The sequence below is a fragment of the Pandoraea apista genome (assembly GCF_001465595.2).
Taxonomy (GTDB): domain Bacteria; phylum Pseudomonadota; class Gammaproteobacteria; order Burkholderiales; family Burkholderiaceae; genus Pandoraea; species Pandoraea apista.
In genome coordinates, this window is the sequence record NZ_CP013481.2 from 1,397,239 (window position 1) to 1,418,482 (window position 21,244).

Sequence of the window (21,244 nt, forward strand, 5' to 3'; positions counted from 1 at the left end):
TTACTTTTCCGAATCCACCAGACCGCGCACGAACCAGCGCTGCATGAGCAGGACCACCGCGAGCGGCGGCAGCATGGCGAGCAGTGTGGCACTCATGACGAGTTGCCATTGGGTCGCCGTGTCACCGCTGCCGATCATGCTCTTGATGCCCACCACGGCGGTCGTCATTGACGGTGCGTTGGTCACCAGAATCGGCCACAGGTACTGATTCCAGCCATAGATGAAGGTGATGACGAACAGCGCCGCGATGTTCGTCTTCGACAGCGGCAGCACCACGTCGAAGAAGAAACGCATCGGGCCGGCGCCGTCGATGCGTGCGGCTTCGATCAGTTCGTCGGGCAGTGTCATGAAGAACTGCCGGAACAGGAACGTAGCCGTGGCCGATGCGATGAGCGGCACGGTCAGACCCACGTAGCTGTTGATGAGCCCGAGGCTGGAGATCACCTGCACCGTCGGGAAGATCCGCACTTCGACCGGCAGCATCAACGTGACGAAGATCAGCCAGAAGAACAGATTGCGCAACGGAAAGCGGAAGTACACGATGGCGAAAGCCGACAGGATCGACACCGAGATCTTGCCGATGGTAATGACCAGCGCCATGATCAGGCTGTTGCCGAGCATCAGCCCGAAGGGCATCGCCGTGTCGCCCGTGCCCTGATTCCATATCGTGGCGAGGTTCTGTAACAGGTGAGTGCTCGGAATGAGCGACAGGGGAACGGAGAAGATTTCCTGCTCGTTCATGGTGGCGGCGACGAACGCCACATAGAGCGGGAAGACCACCAGCAACACGCCGATTACCAGCATGACGTGGCAGAAGATATCCAGGCCGCGACGGTTCTCGATCATGCGTATTGCACCTTGCGTTCGATGAATCGGAACTGCACGACCGTGAGCACGATGACGATTGCCATCAGCACCACTGACTGGGCAGCCGAGCTGCCGAGGTCGAGCCCCTTGAAGCCTTCCGAGTAGATCTTGTAGATCAGCGTCATGGTCGACTGGCCCGGACCGCCGCCGGTGGCGGCATCTATCACCGGGAAGGTGTCGAAGAACGAGTACACGAGATTGACCACGAGCAGGAAGAACGTTGTCGGCGAAATCAGCGGCAGCACCAGTCCGAAGAAGCGCCGGACCGGGCCCGCGCCGTCAATCGCCGCGGCTTCCACGAGCGAGCGCGGAATGGCCTGCAACCCGGCATAGAAGAACAGGAAGTTGTAGCTGATCTGCTTCCAGATAGAGGCGAGCACGACGAGGAACATGGCCTGTCCGCCGTTGAGCGCGTGATTCCACTCGATACCGAACTTCGCCAGCCCGTAGGTCACGAGGCCGATACTCGGGTTGAACAGGAATGCCCATAGCACGGCGGCAATGGCGGGCGCCACGGCGTAGGGCCAGATGAGCAGGGTCTGGTATGCGCGTTTGCCGCGCGTGACGCGATCGGCCATTGCGGCGAGCAGCAGCGAGATGACCAGCCCGCAGACCGTGACCAGACCGCTGAAGATCATCGTGGTGCGAAACGATGCGAGGTAGAGCGGATCGCTCCACAGTGCCCTGAAATTGTCGAGTCCGACGAACTCGCTGGACAGCCCGAAGGCGTCTTGTGCCGATGTCGATTGCCACAGGGCTTCGCCTGCGGGCCAAAGGAAGAACACGACCGTGATGAAGAGCTGCGGTGCGACGAGCGCGTACGGCAGCCAGCCGGTTCCGAAGCGGGGGCGTTCTCTTGAATTGTGCGCCATAACGTAGTGACCAAAAAAAACCAACCCGGCCCGCATTGACGGCGGGCCGGGTGGTGTCATTGTAACGTCACGATTCGCACGGCGAATGCAGGCGACTGGCCCGCACGTCGCGCGTCATCGTACGTTGCGGGCCGCTTAGCTGCCCTGCTTCTGGAAGCGGCGCAGCAGATCGTCGCCACGCGATGCCGCCTTGTCCAGCGCCGCTTTGGGGGTTTGCTTGCCACTCCACACGCCTTCGAGTTCCTCGTCGATCACTGTGCGGATCTGCGGCATGTTGCCCAGACGCAGACCCCGCGTGAACGGCAGAGGCGGTTTGTTGAGCATCTGCTTGATGGCCATGTCGGAGCCCGGGTTCTTCGCGTAGAAGCCTTGCTTCTCGGTCAGTTCGTAAGCGGCCTTCGTGACCGGCAGGTAGCCGGTATCCTGGTGCCACTTGGCCGCCACGGCCGGCGAAGCGAGGTAGTTCAGGAACTTGGCCACGCCCTTGTACTCGGCAGGCGACTTGCCGGCGAGCACCCACAGGCTGGCGCCGCCGATGATGGCGTTCTGCGGTGCGCCCTTCACGTCGGCGTCGTACGGCATCATGCCCACGCCGTAGCTGAACTTGGCGTACTTGGCGATGTTGGCGAGTGCGCCCGAGGTGGTCATCGCGATACCGCAGTCGCCGCTGTAGAACTTCGAGGTCACTTCATCCTTGCGGCCCACGTACGTGAATGTGCCGTCCTTGGCCATGTCGGCCAGGAACTGGATGTGCTTGATCTGCTGCGGGCCGTTGAAGCTCAGCTTCGCGTCGAGACCGTCGAAGCCGTTGTTTTTCGTGGCGAACGGCAGTGCGTGCCACGCGCTGTAGTTCTCGAGCTGTGTCCAGCTTTGCCAGCCCATGGTGAAGCCGCACGACAGACCGGCCGCCTTGAGCTTCTGGGCGTCGGACTTCACGTCGGCCCAGGTCTTCGGCGGTGTGTTCGGATCGAGGCCGGCCTTCTTGAAGGCGTCCTTGTTGTAGTACAGCACCGGCGTCGAGCTGTTGAACGGCATCGACACGAGGTGATTGGTCTTGCTGTCGGCGTAGTAGCTTGCCACGGTCGGCACGAAGGCCGATTCGTCGAACGGCTCGCCAGCGTCCTTCATGACCTGCCACACCGGCTTCACAGCCTTCTGGGCTTGCATCATCGTGGCCGTACCGACTTCGTACACCTGAAGAATGGCCGGTGCATTGCCCGCGCGGAAGGCGGCAATACCGGCCGCCAGACCCTGCTCGTAGTTGCCCTTGTAGATCGGGACAATCTTGTAGTCGCTTTGCGAAGCGTTGAAATCGTTAGCGATCTGGTTCACGCGCTCGCCGAGCGCCGATTCCATTGAGTGCCAGAACTGGATCTCGGTGGCGGCCAGCGCCGAGGTGCTGATGCCGAGCGCCATTGCAGCGCCAACGCCGGCCAGGGCGATACTGCGCAGGGAAGGTTGCTTCATGCCAATCTCCGATGGTTCACGAGAAGTCTAGTTGTTCGCGGTGCGAACCTTGTAGCGGCGGCTAGACTATCACGCTGCCATGATTTTTCCACTCGCAGCGCACAATGCGTGTTGCACGGGAGCGTCTGAGGGGGATTGACAGTTTGGGGCGCAGGCCATCCGGCAAGGGGTTACGCCCCATCGGCAGCCGGATACAACGTTGCATTGCGCTGCACAAAGGGACCTGACTTATTTTTGACTTATTTTCTCGGTACACGCGCACGGCTGGGGGCGCGGCGGTGCGTTTCGGTCAGACCCGGTGATAAGGATGATTGGCGTTGATGCTCCACGCGCGATAGAGCTGCTCGGCGAGCAGCACGCGCACCATGCCGTGAGGCATGGTCAGACTGGATAACCGGATCAGGGTATCGGCGCGGGCCTTGAGGGCCGGATCCAGTCCGTCGGCACCGCCAATCACGAAGGCCACGTCGCGGCCGTCCTGTTGCCAGTTCGTGAGCGACTGGGCCAGACGCATCGTGGTGAGATCCTGCCCGCGCTCGTCAAGGCAGACCAGACGGCATCCACGCGGCAGGGCCGCATCGATACGCTGCGCCTCGGCGGCCATCACCGTCTCGGCCGTGCGGGAGTTGGAGCGTTGCTCCGGCTTGATTTCCTTGAGTTCGATGCGCAGCTCGGGCGGCATGCGCTTGGCGTACTCGGCGAAGGCGGTCTCGATCCAGCCGGGCATCTTGTGCCCGACGGCGAGAATGAACAGGCGCATGACGGCAGAATCCCGCGCCGGGCCTTACTTGGCCTTGCGGCGAGCGGGCGCCGGAGACTCGATCGCGTCGTCCTCGTCTTCGTCGTCGTCTTCCGCGCTGGCCTTGGCGCCGGCCTTGGTGCCGGCGGCCTTCAGGCGCACCGGCTTCTCGCCCCAGATCTCTTCGAGGTTGTAGTACTGGCGCAGGGCCGGTTGCATGATGTGCACAATGGCGTCGCCCGTGTCGACCAGCACCCATTCGCCCACATCTTCGCCTTCCATGCTGACGATGTCGCCGCCGGCTTCCTTGACCTTGTCGCGCACACTGGCGGCGAGGGCCTTGGTCTGGCGGTTTGAGGTGCCGCTCGCAATGACCACGCGGTCGAACAGGGCGGTCAGATGCGAGGTGTTGAACACCTTGATGTCTTGAGCCTTCACGTCTTCGAGGGCGTCGACGATCAGGCGCTGCAGTTTACGAATATCCATAGTGCGTCTTTTTGGTGAAACAGGGAGTGCGAGGTAGCGGCCCGTCGGGGGCCGTCAAGCGCGGTACAGGTGTTGCGCGCGGATGTACTGCCACACGGGTTCGGGCAGGTTCGCCGGGGGCGTGGCCGCGTCTCGCGCGTGCGCCAAAGTGGCGCGCAACTCGGTGGCGGAGATGTCGACGGCGAGTGAGTCGTCGATCAGAATGCCGCCGCATGGCGTGGATTGTACCCCGAGCGCGGACATTTCCCGTTCGGCGAAGACTTGACGCAGTTGGGGAGAGGCCGAATCGCGGTTGAAACCGGGGCGTGCTGCCGCACAGATATTGGCGTAATTGAACAACTCGCGCCACGCGTGCCACGTATCCAGACGCACCAGTTGATCTGAGCCGATGAGCAGCGAGAGCGATGCCTGTGCGCCGGCATCGCGGCGCAGTTCGCGCAGCGTATCGACGGTGTAGCTCGGGCCTGCGCGCTCGATCTCGCGCGTGCTGACGATCAGTTGTGTGGCCGGTTGTGTGCGCGCCAGCTCTGCGGCGAGCGTTTCGGCGGCCAGACGCGTCATCGCCAGCCGGTGTCCGGCCGGGGTGCTGCCTTGTTTCTGCGGTTGCTGGCCCGCCGGCATCAGGATCAGTTCGTCGAGCGCCAGCGTGCGGGCGAAAAGCGCGCCCAGCGCGAGGTGCCCGGTGTGAATCGGATCGAATGTGCCGCCCAGTACGCCAATGCGCCGGATCGAACCGATTGAGCCGATCGAGCCGGCGGGCGACGTACCTGGCGTCTGCGGTGCTGCCACGGAAGAGAGAGTCATGCGCGGCTGGCCTTCACACCCACTCGCGGCGCACGAGGAAGTCGGTATAGAGCTTCGCCTCCGGGGTGTCCGGTTCGGGCTTCCAGTCGTAGTGCCATTTCACGATCGGCGGCATCGACATCAGGATGGACTCGGTGCGTCCGCCCGATTGCAGGCCAAAATGCGTACCGCGATCCCAGACCAGATTGAATTCGACGTAGCGGCCGCGGCGGTGTGCCTGAAAGTCGCGCTCACGCTCGCCGTATGGCATGCCGCGGCGGCGCTCGACGATCGGCACATAGGCGTCGAGGAACGCGTCGCCCACGCTTTGCATGACGGCAAAGCCGGTCTCGAAGCCGCCCCCGGAGAAGTCGTCGAAGAAGATACCGCCAATGCCACGCGGCTCCTGACGGTGCTTCAGATAGAAGTATTCGTCGCACCACGCCTTGAAGCGCGGGTACCACGCCTTGTCGAAAGGATCGAGCGCGTCTTTGCAGGTCTGGTGGAAATGCCGGCAATCCTCTTCGAACGGATAGTACGGCGTGAGGTCCATGCCGCCGCCGAACCAGAACGCGGGCAGTTCGCCGGGCGCGGTCGCAATCAGAATGCGCACGTTGAAGTGCACGGTCGGGCAGTACGGATTGCGCGGATGCAGCACCAGCGAGACGCCGAGGGCTTCGAAACCGCGCCCGGCCAGTTCGGGGCGCGAGGCGCTGGCCGAGCCCGGCAGCTTATCGCCGACCACGTGGGAGAAATTCACGCCGCCGCGCTCGAAGAAGTTGCCGTCGTCGAGCACGCGGGTACGGCCGTCACCACGCAGAGCGCCGTCGGCCGGGCGTTGCCAGTCGTCGGCAAAGAAGCGTTTGCCGTCGAGACGCTCAAGCGTCTCGACAATGCGGTCCTGAAGCCCGAGCAGATAAGTTCGCACCGCGCCGGTATCCGGCGTCGGTGCGGCGTCTTGCGCTGTCATTCTGAGACGTCCCCATGCGTGGTAATAACTGCGATTGTACCGGCAGCCACGCGTTCGGGGGCACGACGGGGCGGCAAACGGCCTCGCCGAATGCCGCCCGAATGACCTGTATCAAGCCCCGGTGATCAGGGCGTTGGCGCGTTGGGGAGCGGGTTCGCCGGGGCTGCGCCGCCTGCGGCAGGCGATGCGGGCATTGCGCGGCCGCCGGTGTCGCCGGGCGGCGGCATGAAGATCTGGCGCGGTGCGGGCACTGGCCAGTGGGCGATGCCGCCGACCTCGGCAATCGCCTGATTGGTATCGAAGTACACCTGCCAGTAATCCTTGTTGTGGCAGTACGGACGCACCGCGAGCATCGGTCCGGCCGGCGTGAATTCGAGAATCACGACGTCTACGGCGGGGGTGCTCATCACGTTCGGAATCTGTGCGATGCGTGCCTTCAGGCGCGCAATCGCGTCCTGCACGTCGACCGTGTGCGCGAGTTGTGCCTTCAGATCGACGCGGCGAAAGGCGTTGGCGTCGTACACCGTGATGTTGTCGCCGAAAACCTTCGTGTTGCCGACATACACGCGCAGATTGTCGGCGGTCGTGAGCGTAGTAACGAACAGACCGATCTCGTCGACCACACCGGTCACGCCGCCCGCACTGATCATGTCGCCGGTCTTGAACGGGCGCAGCACGATGAGAAAGATGCCCGAGGCGAAATTGGATAGCAGTCCGGACCATGCGGCGCCGATAGCAATGCCGGCGGCGGCGAGCAGGGCGGCGAACGAGGTCGTTTCGATACCGCAGACACTGAGGATGGAAATGATCAACGCGATACGCAAGGCGATGCGTAGCGTCGATTCGGTGTAGCGAACGAGGGTGGGATCGATGGCCCGGCGGGTCATGGCGGCACGTACGAGCCGGGCAACCACGTTGATGACGATGCCGCCGACAATCCAGATGACGATGGCCATCGCGATCTTCAGGCCGAACGGCACCAGGTAATCGTTGACCAGTTTGTCGAGATCAAACATGTAAGTCTCCGTCGAGCGAGGGTCTGTCGGGAAAACTGTATGGACTCCGCCGGGATTGGCCGGATGCGCGAGCCCCCATGAGGCGAATGAGGCCAGTGAGGCCAGTGAGGCATGAGTGACGGCACCACGCGGTGCCAGCGTGCCAACTTGCCGGGCGCTTGTCAATCGCGGCAGCGCAGCATGGCTTCATGGCGGCGAGCCCCCGCCCCATAAGACGTCGCCCAAATGACAACGGCCCAGAGGACTTGATGTCCCCCGGGCCGTGGCAGACCGGTTACGCACCTGACGGCGAGCCTTCAGGTGCCGCCGGCCTTACTCCGGTTTGCGCGCCAGCGCGCGGTTACCGATGTCGTGGCGATACTGCATGCCGTCGAAGCTGATCTGGTTGACCATCTGATACGCCACGCTTTGGGCGCCACGCACGGTGTCGGACAAGCCAACCACGCACAACACGCGTCCGCCGGTAACGGTGAGCACGTCGTTTTCGAGCTTGGTGCCGGCATGGAACGTTACGCAATCGGCAGTCTCGGCCGGCACTTCGGAGATCCGGTCCCCCTTGCGCGGGGTGTCGGGATAGCCGTGAGCAGCAAGTACCACGCCCAGGGCGTAACGTCGATCCCAATCGAGTTCGACCTTGTCGAGCGTGCCGGCAATGGCGTGCTCGACCACCACCGAAAAGTCGCCTTTCAAACGCGCCATGATCGGCTGCGTCTCGGGGTCGCCCATGCGGCAGTTGAACTCGAGCGTCTTGATATTGCCTTGCGCGTCGATCATCAGGCCCGCGTACAGGAAGCCCGTGAAGCGAATGCCGTCGGTCTCCATGCCGCGCACGGTCGGCAGAATGATCTCGCGCATCACGCGGGCGTGAATCTGCGGCGTGACGATCGGCGCGGGCGAATAGGCGCCCATGCCGCCCGTGTTCGGGCCTTGATCGTTATCGAGCAGACGCTTGTGATCCTGCGAGGTGGCCAGCGGCAGCACATTTTTGCCGTCGACCATCACGATGAAGCTGGCTTCCTCGCCTTGCAGGAACTCTTCGATCACGACGCGGGCGCCGGCATCGCCGAGCTTGTTGTCCGCAAGCATCATGTCCACGGCGTTATGCGCTTCTTCGAGCGACATCGCCACGACCACGCCCTTGCCGGCGGCCAGACCATCTGCCTTGATGACGATCGGGGCGCCCTTCGCGTCGATATAGGCGTGCGCGAGCGCGGCGTCGGAGAACGTTTCGTAGTCGGCCGTGGGAATGCCGTGGCGCTTCATGAACGCCTTGGCGAAGTCCTTCGACGATTCAAGCTGCGCGGCTTCCTTTGTCGGGCCGAAGATCTTCAGACCGCGCGCGCGGAAAATATTGACGATACCGGCGGCAAGCGGCGTTTCCGGGCCGACCACCGTGAGTGCGATACCCTCGCGCACGGCGAATTCGGCGAGTACGTTCGGATCGCTGATCGGCACGTTGCGCAGGCGCTCGTCGAGCGCCGTGCCGCCGTTGCCCGGTGCGACATAAACCAACTGAATGCGGGGCGATTGGGCAAGCTTCCACGCCAGCGCGTGTTCGCGCCCGCCCGATCCGACAACCAGAATTTTCATCTTATTCCTCGATGACGGCGTTGGTGAATACTTCCTGCACGTCGTCGAGGTTTTCGAGCGCGTCGAGCAGCTTTTGCATCTTTACGGCGTCTTCGCCGGTGAAGACCACTTCCGTTTGCGGTTTCATCGTGACTTCCGCGACTTCGGCCTTCAGACCGGCCGCTTCGAGCTTTTCCTTCACGGCCTGGAGGTCGTTCGGCGGGCAGACGACTTCAAAGCTGCCGTCGTCGTTGGTGATCACGTCGTCGGCACCGGCGTCGAGCGCCACTTCCATCAGCTTGTCTTCCGGGGTGTCCGGCGAGAACAGGAATTGACCGCAATGCGTGAAGAGGAAGGCCACCGAGCCATCGGTGCCCATGTTGCCGCCGAACTTGGAGAAGGCATGACGCACTTCCGCCACGGTGCGCACGCGGTTATCCGTCATGGTGTCGACGATCACGGCAGCACCGTTGATGCCATAGCCCTCGTAGCGGATTTCTTCGTAGTTCGCGCCGTCAAGGCCGCCAACGCCGCGATCGATCGCGCGCTTGACGTTGTCCTTGGGCATGTTGGCGTCGGCCGCCTTTTCCACGGCCAGACGCAGGCGCGGGTTGCTGTCGGCGTCGCCGCCGCCCAGACGTGCCGCGACCGTGATTTCCTTGATCAGGCGTGTCCAGACTTTACCGCGCTTGGCATCTGCCGCAGCCTTCTTGTGCTTGATGTTGGCCCACTTGCTATGACCCGCCATGAATTTCTCCGTCGTGCCGCGCTGTGCGGCGAAGTATGCTCTGCCGGCCTGCGCAGTGCGGCGCGGCCGACCTTTGAAACGGGAGCGCCCGCCACCCCTGGGGTCGCGGGCGCCGATTGCCCAATCGCCCCGCGGGTTTGCCGGAATCGTCTCGATCCCGTCGGTCCCATCCGTCCAGCATTTCGGGCCGGGGCAGTCCGAGCGGCAACCTGCCGCTATAATCGGAGGCAATTTTATCATGCCGCCGCACCGTGCCACGGGTGTTTGCTGCGCCGTGTCACGAGCCCCGCCGCGTCCACCGCCGAGGTCTCTCATGCCCCAGAAGCCCGTGCCGCCGCAGGCGCCGCCGCAAGCGACGTCAGCCATCTCTCCTTCCACAGCCCCCGCGACTGCTGCGATAGCCGCCAGTTCCGCTCACGCCCCCGGTGAACAGCTTGTCATCGCCCGCAACGATCAGCATGTTCTCGGCCTGCTGCCCGCCATGGGCAATCGGCACGGCCTGATCACGGGCGCCACGGGCACCGGCAAGACCGTCACGCTGCAAGTCATGGCGCAAGCGTTCTCCGACATCGGCGTGCCCGTGTTTCTCGCCGATGTGAAAGGCGATCTGACCGGTATCACGCAGCCGGGCGTCGAGACCCCCAAGCTCAAGGAGCGCATTGCCAATCTCGGCTTCGAAACCCCCGACTGGCACGGCAGCCCGGCCACGCTCTGGGACGTATTCGGCGAGCAGGGCCACCCGGTGCGCGCGACCGTCTCCGATCTCGGGCCGCTGCTGCTCTCGCGCCTGCTCGGTCTGAACGAGACGCAGACCGGGGTGCTCAATCTCGTCTTCAAAATTGCCGACGACAACGGACTGCTCTTGCTCGACAGCAAGGACCTGCGCGCCATGCTCCAGCATGTGGGCGATAACGCGTCGAGCTTCACCACGCAGTACGGCAACATTTCGGCCGCCTCGGTCGGGGCGATCCAGCGCGGGTTGCTCACGCTGGAACAACAAGGGGCGGACAAGTTCTTCGGCGAGCCGATGCTCAATATCGAAGACTTTATGCAGACAGACGCGCAAGGGCGCGGCATCGTCAACATTCTTGCGGCCGACAAGCTGCTCGCCGCACCGCGCATCTACGCCACCTTCCTGCTCTGGCTGCTTGCCGAGCTGTTCGAGCGACTGCCGGAAGTGGGCGATCCCGACAAGCCGAAACTCGTCTTCTTCTTCGACGAAGCGCATTTGCTGTTCAACGAGGCGCCCAAACCGTTGCTCGAACGCATCGAGCAGATGGTCCGATTGATCCGTTCAAAAGGGGTTGGCGTGTATTTCGTGACGCAAAACCCCGTCGACGTGCCCGACACGGTGCTTGGCCAGTTGGGGAATCGTGTGCAGCACGCGTTGCGCGCTTATTCGCCGCGCGATCAGAAGGCGGTGAAAGTGGCGGCGCAGACCATGCGCGCGAACCCGGCGCTCAACATTGAAGCGGTGATCGGCGAGTTGGGGGTGGGCGAGGCGCTGGTGTCGTTGCTTGACGAGAAAGGGCGTCCTGCCGTGACCGAGCGGGCGTATATCACGCCGCCGGCTTCGCGCATCGGCCCGATCACGCCGCAGGAACGCGCAGCGCTGATGGCCTCGTCGCTGGTGGCGGGCGTGTATGAAAACGCGGTGGATCGCGAATCGGCCTACGAAAAGCTCGTCGGGCGCACGCAGACACGGCAGTCCGACGCGCCGGCGACTGCCGGAGGCACTGCGTCGCCGGACGGCGGCGCAGCATCCGGCGGCGGGTTGCTCGATACCGTGAAGGACTCGCTCGGTGGCCTGCTGGGCGGGGCGGGCGGCTCGCGCCGCAAGGACACCGCCGTCGAGGCCATGGTCAAGAGCACGGCGCGCACCATCGGCAGTCAGTTGGGCCGGGAGATCGTGCGTGGCGTGCTGGGCAGCATTTTTGGCGGTAACAGGCGCCGGTGAGCGCGTCCGCCTCACGTAACGATAAGGAACAAGTCCGGCGATCGGCTGCTGACGATGCGCGTTGCACCTTGCAGCGAGTCGCCGGCACCGTCGCCTCTCACGGATTCCCCGCTATCTCATGTCGCTGAAATCGTCGCTGGATCCGGTGCGTACCGGTGTGGCCCACGACCCGCTGTGGCTGCGCGCCGCACCGCTCACGTTTCTCGCCTTGCGCTACGGTCTGGTGCTCGTTCTGCTGACGCCGCTGGCGGTCGTCATGCGCCCGCCGCTGCCGAAGACGGCCGCTGCGTGGGGGCATCTCGTCGTCATCGGTCTGCTGATTCAGGCGTTGTATTTCAGCATGACATATCTGGCGCTGCGCCTTGGCGTATCGGCGGGCAGTGTGGCGTTGATCACCTCGCTGCAACCGATTCTCGTGGCGTTGGCGGTGCCGCATCTGGTCGGCGAGCGCGTGAGCGGTCTGAACTGGATCGGACTTGGGCTGGGACTGGCCGGGGCTGCGCTCGTCATCGTGGCGCGCTCGGCGGTAGAGGCGACCTCGGCGGTGGGGTTGATCCTCACGTTCGTGGCGCTCGGCGCGATTACCTGCGGCACCCTCTACGAGAAGCGTTTCGGCGTGGGACAGCATCCTGTCACGTCAAATCTGGTGCAATACGCGGTGGGTTTCGCGGCTACGCTGCCGCTGGCGTGGTGGCTTGAGCCCATGCATATCCAGTGGAATTGGCAACTCGGCTTATCGCTCGTCTACCTCGTGATCGGCAATTCGATCGTGGCGATCTCGTTGCTGCTGGCGATGATCCGGCGTGGCGAAGCGTCGCGCGTGTCGGCGCTGTTCTTCCTCGTGCCGCCGTCGGCGGCGCTGGCGGCGTGGGTCATGGTCGGCGAGCATATGCCTGCGCTCGCGTGGGGCGGCATGGTGCTGGCGGCCATCGGGGTGGCAATGGCCACGCGGCGCAAGGGCCGGTCTCGATGACCAAGGGGATGCGATGCGGGATGCGGCACCCCGGCGAGGCCGGGGCGCCCGGTTTGCGCCCGAGAGAGGTCAGTTCTTGGTGCCGAACAGACGGTCGCCGGCGTCGCCCAGACCCGGAATGATGTAGGCGTGATCGTCCAGACGCTCGTCGAGCGATGCGACATACAGCTTCACGCCGGGATGCGCGTCATGCAATACCTTCACGCCTTCCGGCGCGGCCACGAGTGCGAGGAACGCAATGTTCTCTTCTGCCACGCCGCGCTTGCGCAGCACGTCCACGGCGTGCACGGCCGAATAGCCGGTCGCGACCATCGGGTCGCACAGAATGAAGCGGCGGTCGGCCACATCCGGCAGACGCACCAGATATTCGACAGGACGATGCTGCTCGTCGCGATACACGCCGATATGACCGACGCGTGCCGACGGCACGAGATCGAGCAGACCGTCGCTCATGCCCACCCCCGCACGCAGCACCGGCACGATGGCGAGCTTCTTGCCTGCGATGACGGGGGCGTCCATGGCGACCATCGGCGTGTCGATGCGCTCGGTCGTGAGCGGCAGGTTGCGGGTGATCTCGTAACCCATGAGCAGGGTGATCTCGCGCAACAGGCCACGGAACGTGCGCGTCGACGTTTCCTTGTCGCGCATGTGCGAGAGCTTGTGCTGGATCAGCGGGTGATCGCAGATAAAGAGATTCGGGAAGCGGGAGTCTTGTTTCATGGCGGCGATCTGAGGCTGGGCCGGTGTGGCCCGCATGGCCGCGATTTTAGCCGATGCGGCGGCTGCCGGTCCGGGTTTCGACGCCGCAGGCCGCAAATCTCAGGGCCATGTTCGCTCTGCGCGGGACAAAGCGGCGCTCGCGCGATTCCCTTAGAATCGCTGCAAGACGGCCGAACGGCCGCATTTTTCCAATGCTTCACTTGTCTTGAAGGCTGATCATGGATCTGGGAATCAAGGGCCGCACCGCATTGGTGTGCGGTGCGAGCAAGGGGCTGGGGCGCGCATGTGCCCAGGCGCTGGCCGAGGCCGGCGCGAATGTCGTGATCGTCGCGCGTACGGCCGGCGCACTGAATGCCGCCGCCGACGAGATTCGTGCCGCGACCGGCGTGAGCGTGACTGCGGTGGCTTGCGACATCACCACGCCGGAAGGGCGTGCTCAGGCGCTCGCGGCGTGCGGGCAGCCCGACATTCTCGTGACCAACGCCGGCGGGCCGCCGCCGGGTGACTTCCGCGACTGGCAGCGCGACGACTGGATTCGCGCGCTCGACGCCAACATGCTCACTCCCATCGAACTGATCAAGGCGACCGTTGACGGCATGATTGCGCGCGGCTTCGGGCGCATCGTGAACATCACGTCGTCGGCCGTCAAGGCGCCCATCGACATCCTGGGGCTGTCCAACGGCGCGCGTTCGGGGCTGACCGGCTTTGTCGCCGGGCTAGCACGCACGACGGTCGCTCACAACGTCACCATCAACAATTTGCTGCCGGGCGCTTTCGATACCGACCGTCTCGCGGGCACCATGAAGGCATGGGCCGACAAGAGTGGACAAACCCTCGACGAGGCACGCGCCAAGCGGGCCGCGGCGATTCCGGCACGACGCTTCGGACAGCCGGACGAATTCGGCGCAACGTGTGCGTTTCTTTGCAGCGCGCACGCGGGCTACATCACCGGGCAGAACGTGCTGATCGACGGCGGCGCCTATCCGGGCACGTTCTAACGCTTCAGGAATCGATTCAATGACTGTATCGACAGTACCGAAAGTGCGCATCGCGCTCATCGCGCATGACAAGAAGAAGGACGAAATTCTCGCCGTCGCGCGCGACTATGTCGACGTATTGCGCCAGTGTGAACTGGTGGCCACGGGCACCACGGGCGGACGTATCGCCACCGAGTTGGGGCTCGACGTCGAGCGCAAGCTCTCGGGGCCGCACGGCGGCGACCTGCAGATCGGCGCGCAACTCGCCGAGGGGCGTGTCGACATGGTGCTGTTCCTGCGCGACCCGATGACACCGCAGCCGCACGAGCCGGATATCAACGCGCTGGTGCGCGCCTGCGACGTGCACAATGTCCCGTGCGCCACGAATAGCGCTACGGCGCGTCTGTTACTCGAACAATTGATCGTACGTCTGGCGGCACAGCCGGCAGCGTAACGCCGACAATCACGACATCACCCCGGCAAAAGGGGGAAGGAGCGAGGATGACCAAGGCAATTCGCATCGAACAGAATGGCGGCCCCGAAGTGATGAAGTACGTGGACGTCGAAGTCGGTGACCCCGGGCCGGGCGAGGCGCGTGTGCGTCACAACGCCGTGGGTCTGAACTATATCGACGTGTATTTCCGCACCGGTCTGTACCCGCAGCCGCTGCCGGCCGGCCTGGGCATGGAGGCCGCCGGCGTGGTCGAGGCGGTGGGCGAGGGCGTAACGCACGTCAAGCCGGGCGACCGTGTGGCGTATGCGAGCCGTCCGTGCGGGGCTTACTCGCAGGCGCGCGTCATGCCTGCGGCGTCGCTCGTGCGTGTGCCCGACGCCATCAGCGACGATCAGGCTGCCGCGATGATGCTGCAAGGCATGACCGCGCAGTACCTGCTGCAACGCACTTACCCGGTCAAGGCGGGGGATACGATTCTCATTCATGCGGCAGCCGGGGGTGTCGGCCTCATTGTGTGTCAGTGGGCCAAAGCGCTTGGCGCGACGGTGATCGGCACGGTCGGCTCCGACGAAAAGGCGGCGCTGGCGCGCAAGCACGGCTGCGACCATCCGATCGTCTACACGCGAGAGAATTTTGTCGAGCGGGTGAAGGAGATCACCGGCGGCGAAGGGGTGCCGGTCGTCTACGACTCCATCGGCAAAGACACGTTCATCGGCTCGCTCGACTGTCTGCGCCCGCTGGGCACGATGGTGAATTTCGGCAGCGCGTCGGGCCCCGTCACACAGATCAATACGGCGGATCTCGTGTCGCGTGGCTCGCTGTTCTTCACGCGTCCGACGCTGTTCAATTACACGGCCAAGCGTGCCGATCTGGAAGCCTCGGCGAATGCACTGTTCGACGTGGTGGGCAAGGGCGCGGTGAAGATCGAGGTCAATCAGCGTTACGCGCTGGCCGACGTGGCGCAGGCGCACCGCGATCTCGAAGCGCGCAAGACCACCGGGTCGACGTTGCTCATGCCCTGACGGGCCGGTGCGGCAGGAAAACCGCAGGAAGAATGAAAAGGGACGCCTCGGCGTCCCCTTTTTTTGACGGCTGACGATGCTGCGAGCGGCCGGGCGAGACTCAGGCTCGCTGGGTGAAGACGTGGGCGCGGGCATCCTCGCGCACGTCGGCGGGCAGACGCTTGATGAGCCAATGCACGACCATACCGATCACAATGACGTCGTCGAGCAGGCCGAAGACCGGCACGAAGTCCGGAATCAGGTCGAACGGGCTGATCAGATACACCACGAGCAGCGCCAGGGCGGGCAGCAGCCAGCGCGGGCGGCGCGGATCGCGTGCCGCATGCCATAGCACTCTGAAATCGTGGCGGGCGACTTGCCATAGACGGAGAAAACGCTTCACTTGCAGGCTCCAGATACCGGTATGCTCGCGGGGTGAGGCGAGCATCTTCACTCAATCGGCGCAAACGTCGCTCAATATTCTATGAATATCTCGCAACTTGTTCTGATTATACGCATCGACGATAGGATGTGCCGGATAAGCTCGCGTACGCGCGATGCGTGACAATGGCTTTCGACAGCGCCGGACCAAGACGGTTTCATCGCTGGTTATTTCGTGACGAATTCCGGTGCGTTGCACCCGGTGATCCGTCGGCTTTCCCGGTTGCGGCAGGATCGGTGCAGCGGGATAATTTGCCGGCCGCCGTGGTCAATCCATTTTTCCCTTCGCGGACGCCTTCCAAACGCCATCATGACCGACGCTCAAGATCCGAAATCGCCGCAACAGCCGAACAAGCCCGAGTCCGATACGAGCAAGAGCGTGCCCCCATCTCAGACACCGCCAGCCAGCAGCGCTGGCGCCCCCTCTGCTTCCCCCTCACCATCCGAGGGAGCCTCCGAGTACTCCGAGTACGTAGCGCCGGCAACACCGGCGACACCGCGTCCGACGGGCAAGCCCGTTGCCGGTACCGCGGAAGGTTCGGGCGATATGCCGCCGAACCCCGACACGCTTACGCGCCCGGCCCATGCGGCCGAGTCCGAAGCGTCCGGCCACACGCAGGCAGAGACGGCGCATGCAGCGCAAGCCTCCACGCCGTCGCCGCAGGCAGCCACGGCCCAGGTGGCGTCTGACAGCAACCCCATTGGCAAGCCTGCGCCAAAGTCGACTGAGGATGTCAAGGCGGCTGGTGTCGGTAGCGCTGGCGGCAACATGGGGGCGACAGGGCACTCGACGGCAGGCACGACAGCACCCGGCGGCGCTACGCCAAGCGGTACCGGTGGCGCGGGCGGCGGCGAGCCGCCGCATCAACCCACATTCAGCCCCGGCGCGGCGCGTCCGGGCAGTCCATCGTCGATGGGCGGTCAACCGTCGTACTTGCAGGCGGGGGATTCGCCCTGGTCGGTACTGCGCCGGATCATGTCGGCACGGTTCCGTGCGTGGTATGACCGTGCGGGGCAGCGCATTACGCAGCGCACCCTGAAGATCGGCATTTCGGCGCGCATTTTCCATCCGGAGCCGGGCTCGAAGGGGTTGCGCAGCAAGACACTGCAATACCTCGAAGAGTCGATCGCCCACTGGGTGATGTCGCGCGACGTGCTGGTATTCATGATTCCGACCGTCGACACGCAGGGCCAACTGCACCCGAGTCATATCCGTCTGCACGATTACGCGAAGCATCTCGACGGGCTGGTGTTGCAGGGCGGGGCAGACGTGGCGCCGCTCACTTATTCGGAAGTGGCGACGCGCCACGAATGGCAGGGCGACCGCATGCGCGACATGTACGAACTCGAGTTGCTGCATGAGTTCGTGGAGCAAGGCAAGCCGATTCTCGGTGTTTGTCGCGGTTGCCAACTGATTAACGTGGCATTTGGCGGCACCCTGCATCAAGACATCGCAACCGATCTGCCCGAGGCGATTCCGCATGTCACCGAGACGTACGAACACAACCGTCATACGCTGACGTTCCCGGAGGGGTCGTCGCTTGCCCAGATGCTGGGGCCGGTCGACGTGCCGATCGTCAACTCGATCCATCACCAGTCGGTGAAGACACTGGGACGCGATCTGAGCGTAGAGGCGATGTGTGCGGAAGACGGCGTGGTCGAAGCCATTCGCTATCGCAAGGCGCCGTTCGTGATGGGGTTGCAATGGCACCCGGAGTTTCACCGGGCGGGCGGGCCGGAGTTTCTTGACTGCACGCCAGTCCTCGATAACTTCCTGCGCGCGGCGCGCGAGACACGTTTCTGATTGGCGTGCTGCGAGCGCAGCACTTCGGTTCAGGAGCGCCGGGCAATAAAAAAGGGCAGCCGCGAGGCTGCCCTTTTTACGTCAGGCGTACCGGAAAACTGCCCCGGTACTCACGCCGCTTTGCTTAGAAGCGGTGACGGATACCCGTGCCCACAACGGTTTGCGAGCTGGTCGACGACATACCGCCGGCAGCGCCGACACCGGCTTGGAGGCCCGTGCCTTCGTTGTCGGAGATGTGCTGGTACGAACCGGTCAGGTACACATCGGTGCGCTTCGACAGACGGTAGTCAGCTTGCAGCGTAACGGTGTGGAACTTCGGCTTCTGGTCCGTCGAATCTTGCTTGGCCATCGTGTACGTGTACGCGGCCGACAGCGAGACTGCCGGGGTCAGCATGTAGCGACCGTTGATTTCGAAGTTGTCGAACTTCAGACCATCGTTGTTGAACGAAACAGCGGTGCTGTTGTAGTTCAGGCCCGACAGACCTTGCAGTTGCGTGTGGGTGTACACCAGGCCGACCGTTGCCGGGCCGAAGGCGTAGTTACCACCGATACCCCAGACGCGTTGCTTCGATGCGTTGAACACCGAGTCACCGCCGTTCGACGTGTCGACTGCACCGCCGGTGTTGTTGCTACCCGGATTGCCTTGGCGCTCCAAGTAAGCAGCAGCCACCGTCAGCGGGCCGTTTGCGTAGTTCACGCCGGCGCTGAATGCACGGTTGTTGGCGAAGTCGCCAGCCTTGTTCGAGAAGCCATACAGGCCGCCGAAGGTCAGGCCGTTGTAGTTGGCGCTCGAGTACTTGACCGAGTTGTTCACACGGAACGAGTTGTTCGTGTTGTCGTTATCGTACGGGTGCGATGCGATCGTGCCGCCGAACGACGAACCATTCAGGGTCAGCGGAGCCAGGTAATCAACCAGCGAGTCGTACTGACGGCCGATCGTCACAGCGCCGAACTTGTCGTTCTGCAGGCCAACGAAAGCCTGACGACCGAACATGCGGCCGTTTTGGCCCGACGTGCCGTTGTTGATCGAGAAACCGTTTTCCAGCACGAAGATGGCCTTGTTACCGCCACCCAGATCTTCCGAGCCCTTCAGGCCCCAACGGCTCCCGTTGATCAGGCCGCTCGTTGCGCGGAAGTTCTTCGAGCCCGAAGCACCTGCCGTGGTGGTGGAGTTGCTCGTGTAAGCAATGCCAGCATCGATCAAGCCGTACAGCGTGACGCTGCTTTGTGCATGCGCGGCGGTTGCCGAGAACGCGCCGACAACGGCTGCGGCAAGAAGAGTTTTTTTCATGGTTTAAGCTCCAGTAACGTGACACGAATCGCAGAATTCGCGTGAAAACAGAACGCGGCGAAACAGAACATGTCGAGGTGACGGTTTGTCATTCGCGGACCCGATCAGGTATCGGCACTGTTCTGCTGACAGGGGGCAGTGTATGAGTGAGCGTTACTCGCGCCTATTTCAGAATCCGCAAGAATCTATTGCAGATACGAAAAGAATCCGTCGCATGCGCCGCAAAGCTTTGTGCAATAAGGGATTGGCTTGATTAAGCCTAGGCGAGAAATAGCGATGCAAGCGACGTGTGTTGCGCTTGGGACACAGTGTGCGGCACATGCGAACACGCGCGCGAAGCGTTGTCAGTGCTGGATTTGCGCGCGACACGCGTGGATTGATTTGGTTCCTGCGATGCGCAAACATGTCGCAGACGCTGCGCGCGCAAGCAATGCATCGAGCGATGTTGTGTTGTCGATGCCGTCGTGCGAATCGATTCGGTTCGATGTGCGGCGCCTCGTGATGGGAGGTGTCTGTATCGATGGGTACCGATGCGCATCTCAGGTCGCTGCCATGCGCATGTCATCAAACGAATCTATGCGCGCGCGATGAGGGAAATCCGAGATGTTGGCAAGCGAACGATGTCTGCGCGGTTCGAAAAAGCCCTTTCTTTGCGAGGTTTTACGGACTATTGCGAGTCGCCGAATAATTCATTGCGTCGAATGATGACAATGATTTTGGGAGCCAGACCTATACTACGTTCCGCGAGAAGTAGACTTTTGCGTTGAGTGAAAAGTCTCCAAACCTTGGCGCGGCCTCATCGGCCGCGCTTTTTTTTGTCCATGCGATTAGGTCCGCCCAATTGTTATGCGTAAAGCCCTGCGCTGAGGGCTTCGCCGCAATCGCGCACATGCGGAATGCGCAACTGTTTGAGCTTGCGATACAGTGATGCGCGACAGAAACCGAGCGTGCGTGCGGCGGCAGAAATGTTCCAGCGGTGTTGTGCGAGCGCTTGCAAAATGCGTTCGCGCTCGCTGTCATGACGAGTGCATTGCGCCTTCGGCGCGACGGGCAGATCGTGCGGCACGGATAGGTCAGCATCGGTTGTCTCGCCGACGCATTCGCCTGCCATCGCGGATGTCTCGCCACACGGCGTGTGCCCATGCGACGCCACCGCAAGTTCCGGCGGCAGATCGTCCGCATCCAACAGATTGCCGCTCATCACCGCGCACGCATAACGTAGTGCCGCGCGGAGTTGACGCAGATTCCCGGGCCACGCATGCGTGAGTAGGCACGAGAGCGCGCTGGGCGAGATACGCGCCAATGCCTGATCGGGCCGCAGTCCCGGCCATTCGTCGCATAACATGCGCGCGATCAGTTCGCGCTTGTCGTCGCGCTCGCGCAGCGTGGGCAGTGTGAGTACCCCTACGGCAATACGGTAGTAAAGATCTTCGCGGAAGGTGCCTTGCGCCACGGCGCGTGCGAGATCCTGATGGGTTGCGCAGATAAGCTGTACATCCACAGGTACCGCATGACTCGCGCCCAGCGGGGTGACTTCGCGCTCCGACAGCACGCGCAACAGCCGCGTTTGCAATGCGTGCGGCATATCCCCGATTTCGTCGAGGAAAAGCGTACCGCCGTCGGCCTGTTGCAATTTCCCTTTCATGCCGCCCGGCAACGCCCCGGAAAACGCTCCGCGCTGATAGCCGAACAATTCGCTTTCGACGAGATGTTCCGGCAGCGACGCCGTGTTGATGGCGACGAAGGCTTGCGCGCGCCGCTCACTGTAGGCGTGCAGTGCTCTGGCGAGAAACTCCTTGCCTGTTCCCGTATCGCCGAGAATCAGCACGGGCAGGCCGCGATCGATAAAGCGCTTGCCACGAGCGAGCAGATCGCGCATGCGGGCGTCGGTGCCGCACAGGTCGTCGATGGCAAGGTAGTCGGGGCGCATCTGACGCGCGGCGGCGGGGGCGGCCGGCACACGTGCGATGCGCTCTGCGAGGGCGGCGATGTTGCCGAAGGCGGTATTGGCACTGGCCGCGCCGGTGGTGCTGGCATGGCCGACAGGTCGAGCGGGGGCAGGCGCTACAGCAAGGTGAGCGGGCATGACTTGTCTCCTTCTCGTATCGG

Annotated in this window: 20 protein-coding genes; 6 read left to right on the top strand and 14 right to left on the bottom strand. The window is 63.4% G+C overall.

All coding sequences use genetic code 11. The features are described 5' to 3' along the window. The 10 genes from ugpE to AT395_RS06500 all read right to left on the bottom strand — a co-directional run bounded on the left by ugpE (nt 1) and on the right by AT395_RS06500 (nt 9,517). Nucleotides 1-846 carry a sn-glycerol-3-phosphate ABC transporter permease UgpE gene (gene ugpE / locus AT395_RS06455; RefSeq protein WP_042112562.1) on the bottom strand — a complete coding sequence of 282 codons (846 nt, stop codon included), beginning with the start codon at nt 844-846 and terminating at the stop codon, nt 1-3. Continuing rightward, nucleotides 843-1,739: a sn-glycerol-3-phosphate ABC transporter permease UgpA gene (gene ugpA / locus AT395_RS06460; protein WP_042112561.1), complete on the bottom strand. Its 897-nt coding sequence runs from the start codon at nt 1,737-1,739 to the stop codon at nt 843-845. Before ugpA ends, ugpE begins: the two co-directional genes overlap by 4 nt. Nucleotides 1,740-1,874: 135 nt before the next feature. Further along, nucleotides 1,875-3,206 (bottom strand): sn-glycerol-3-phosphate ABC transporter substrate-binding protein UgpB, encoded by a 1,332-nt coding sequence (gene ugpB / locus AT395_RS06465; protein ID WP_042112560.1) that lies wholly within the window; start codon nt 3,204-3,206, stop codon nt 1,875-1,877. Between the two features lie 289 nt (nt 3,207-3,495). Next, entirely contained in the window at nt 3,496-3,966 is a 471-nt protein-coding gene (gene rlmH, locus AT395_RS06470; protein WP_042112559.1) for a 23S rRNA (pseudouridine(1915)-N(3))-methyltransferase RlmH, read from the bottom strand. Between the two features lie 24 nt (nt 3,967-3,990). After that, nucleotides 3,991-4,431, bottom strand: a complete 441-nt coding sequence (gene rsfS / locus AT395_RS06475) for a ribosome silencing factor (protein ID WP_042112557.1) — start codon at nt 4,429-4,431, stop codon at nt 3,991-3,993. A gap of 54 nt (nt 4,432-4,485) precedes the next feature. Further along, the gene (locus AT395_RS06480) at nt 4,486-5,235 is read right to left on the bottom strand and encodes a nicotinate-nucleotide adenylyltransferase (RefSeq protein ID WP_048627810.1); all 750 of its coding nucleotides are present in this window, start codon (nt 5,233-5,235) and stop codon (nt 4,486-4,488) included. A gap of 13 nt (nt 5,236-5,248) precedes the next feature. Continuing rightward, the gene (gene hemF / locus AT395_RS06485) at nt 5,249-6,184 is read right to left on the bottom strand and encodes an oxygen-dependent coproporphyrinogen oxidase (RefSeq protein ID WP_042112554.1); all 936 of its coding nucleotides are present in this window, start codon (nt 6,182-6,184) and stop codon (nt 5,249-5,251) included. A gap of 125 nt (nt 6,185-6,309) precedes the next feature. Beyond that, the gene (locus tag AT395_RS06490; RefSeq protein WP_042112553.1) at nt 6,310-7,200 is read right to left on the bottom strand and encodes a mechanosensitive ion channel family protein; all 891 of its coding nucleotides are present in this window, start codon (nt 7,198-7,200) and stop codon (nt 6,310-6,312) included. Between the two features lie 312 nt (nt 7,201-7,512). Beyond that, nucleotides 7,513-8,790 (bottom strand): phosphoribosylamine--glycine ligase, encoded by a 1,278-nt coding sequence (purD, locus tag AT395_RS06495; protein ID WP_042112551.1) that lies wholly within the window; start codon nt 8,788-8,790, stop codon nt 7,513-7,515. Between the two features lies 1 nt (nt 8,791). Then, nucleotides 8,792-9,517: a YebC/PmpR family DNA-binding transcriptional regulator gene (locus tag AT395_RS06500; protein ID WP_010807005.1), complete on the bottom strand. Its 726-nt coding sequence runs from the start codon at nt 9,515-9,517 to the stop codon at nt 8,792-8,794. 481 nt (nt 9,518-9,998) lie between these two features. Between AT395_RS06500 and AT395_RS06505 the strand changes: the two genes are divergently transcribed. Together AT395_RS06505 and AT395_RS06510 are read left to right on the top strand one after the other, a co-directional pair. Beyond that, on the top strand, nt 9,999-11,474 hold the full coding sequence (locus AT395_RS06505) for a helicase HerA-like domain-containing protein (RefSeq protein WP_042117238.1): 1,476 nt from the start codon (nt 9,999-10,001) through the stop codon (nt 11,472-11,474). Nucleotides 11,475-11,592: 118 nt separating this feature from the next. Continuing rightward, complete coding sequence (locus AT395_RS06510; RefSeq protein WP_048627809.1) at nt 11,593-12,447, top strand: DMT family transporter; 855 nt, start codon at nt 11,593-11,595, stop codon at nt 12,445-12,447. A 69-nt stretch (nt 12,448-12,516) separates the two neighbouring features. Here the strand turns inward: AT395_RS06510 and upp are convergent, their stop codons facing one another. Beyond that, a complete protein-coding gene (gene upp, locus AT395_RS06515; RefSeq protein ID WP_042117237.1) occupies nt 12,517-13,167 on the bottom strand; it encodes a uracil phosphoribosyltransferase in 651 nt (216 codons plus the stop codon). Between the two features lie 218 nt (nt 13,168-13,385). Here upp and AT395_RS06520 point away from each other — a divergent pair, with 218 nt between their 5' ends. Genes AT395_RS06520 through AT395_RS06530 form a run of 3 tightly spaced genes read left to right on the top strand, consistent with a single transcriptional unit; the run spans nt 13,386 to nt 15,620 of the window. Next, entirely contained in the window at nt 13,386-14,165 is a 780-nt protein-coding gene (locus AT395_RS06520) for an SDR family oxidoreductase (RefSeq protein WP_042112547.1), read from the top strand. A gap of 19 nt (nt 14,166-14,184) precedes the next feature. After that, the gene (locus tag AT395_RS06525; protein WP_042112546.1) at nt 14,185-14,598 is read left to right on the top strand and encodes a methylglyoxal synthase; all 414 of its coding nucleotides are present in this window, start codon (nt 14,185-14,187) and stop codon (nt 14,596-14,598) included. Between the two features lie 47 nt (nt 14,599-14,645). Beyond that, entirely contained in the window at nt 14,646-15,620 is a 975-nt protein-coding gene (locus AT395_RS06530) for a quinone oxidoreductase family protein (protein ID WP_048627808.1), read from the top strand. A gap of 100 nt (nt 15,621-15,720) precedes the next feature. On the opposite strand, the gene AT395_RS06535 is transcribed toward AT395_RS06530, so the two are convergent. Next, nucleotides 15,721-16,047 carry a YkvA family protein gene (locus AT395_RS06535; protein WP_042112543.1) on the bottom strand — a complete coding sequence of 109 codons (327 nt, stop codon included), beginning with the start codon at nt 16,045-16,047 and terminating at the stop codon, nt 15,721-15,723. A gap of 303 nt (nt 16,048-16,350) precedes the next feature. Here AT395_RS06535 and AT395_RS06540 point away from each other — a divergent pair, with 303 nt between their 5' ends. Beyond that, complete coding sequence (locus AT395_RS06540) at nt 16,351-17,844, top strand: gamma-glutamyl-gamma-aminobutyrate hydrolase family protein (RefSeq protein WP_048627807.1); 1,494 nt, start codon at nt 16,351-16,353, stop codon at nt 17,842-17,844. A gap of 124 nt (nt 17,845-17,968) precedes the next feature. On the opposite strand, the gene AT395_RS06545 is transcribed toward AT395_RS06540, so the two are convergent. After that, nucleotides 17,969-19,135 carry a porin gene (locus tag AT395_RS06545; protein ID WP_048627806.1) on the bottom strand — a complete coding sequence of 389 codons (1,167 nt, stop codon included), beginning with the start codon at nt 19,133-19,135 and terminating at the stop codon, nt 17,969-17,971. A gap of 844 nt (nt 19,136-19,979) precedes the next feature. After that, on the bottom strand, nt 19,980-21,221 hold the full coding sequence (locus AT395_RS06555; RefSeq protein ID WP_082164645.1) for a sigma-54-dependent Fis family transcriptional regulator: 1,242 nt from the start codon (nt 21,219-21,221) through the stop codon (nt 19,980-19,982). Between the last annotated feature and the right edge of the window lie 23 nt (nt 21,222-21,244).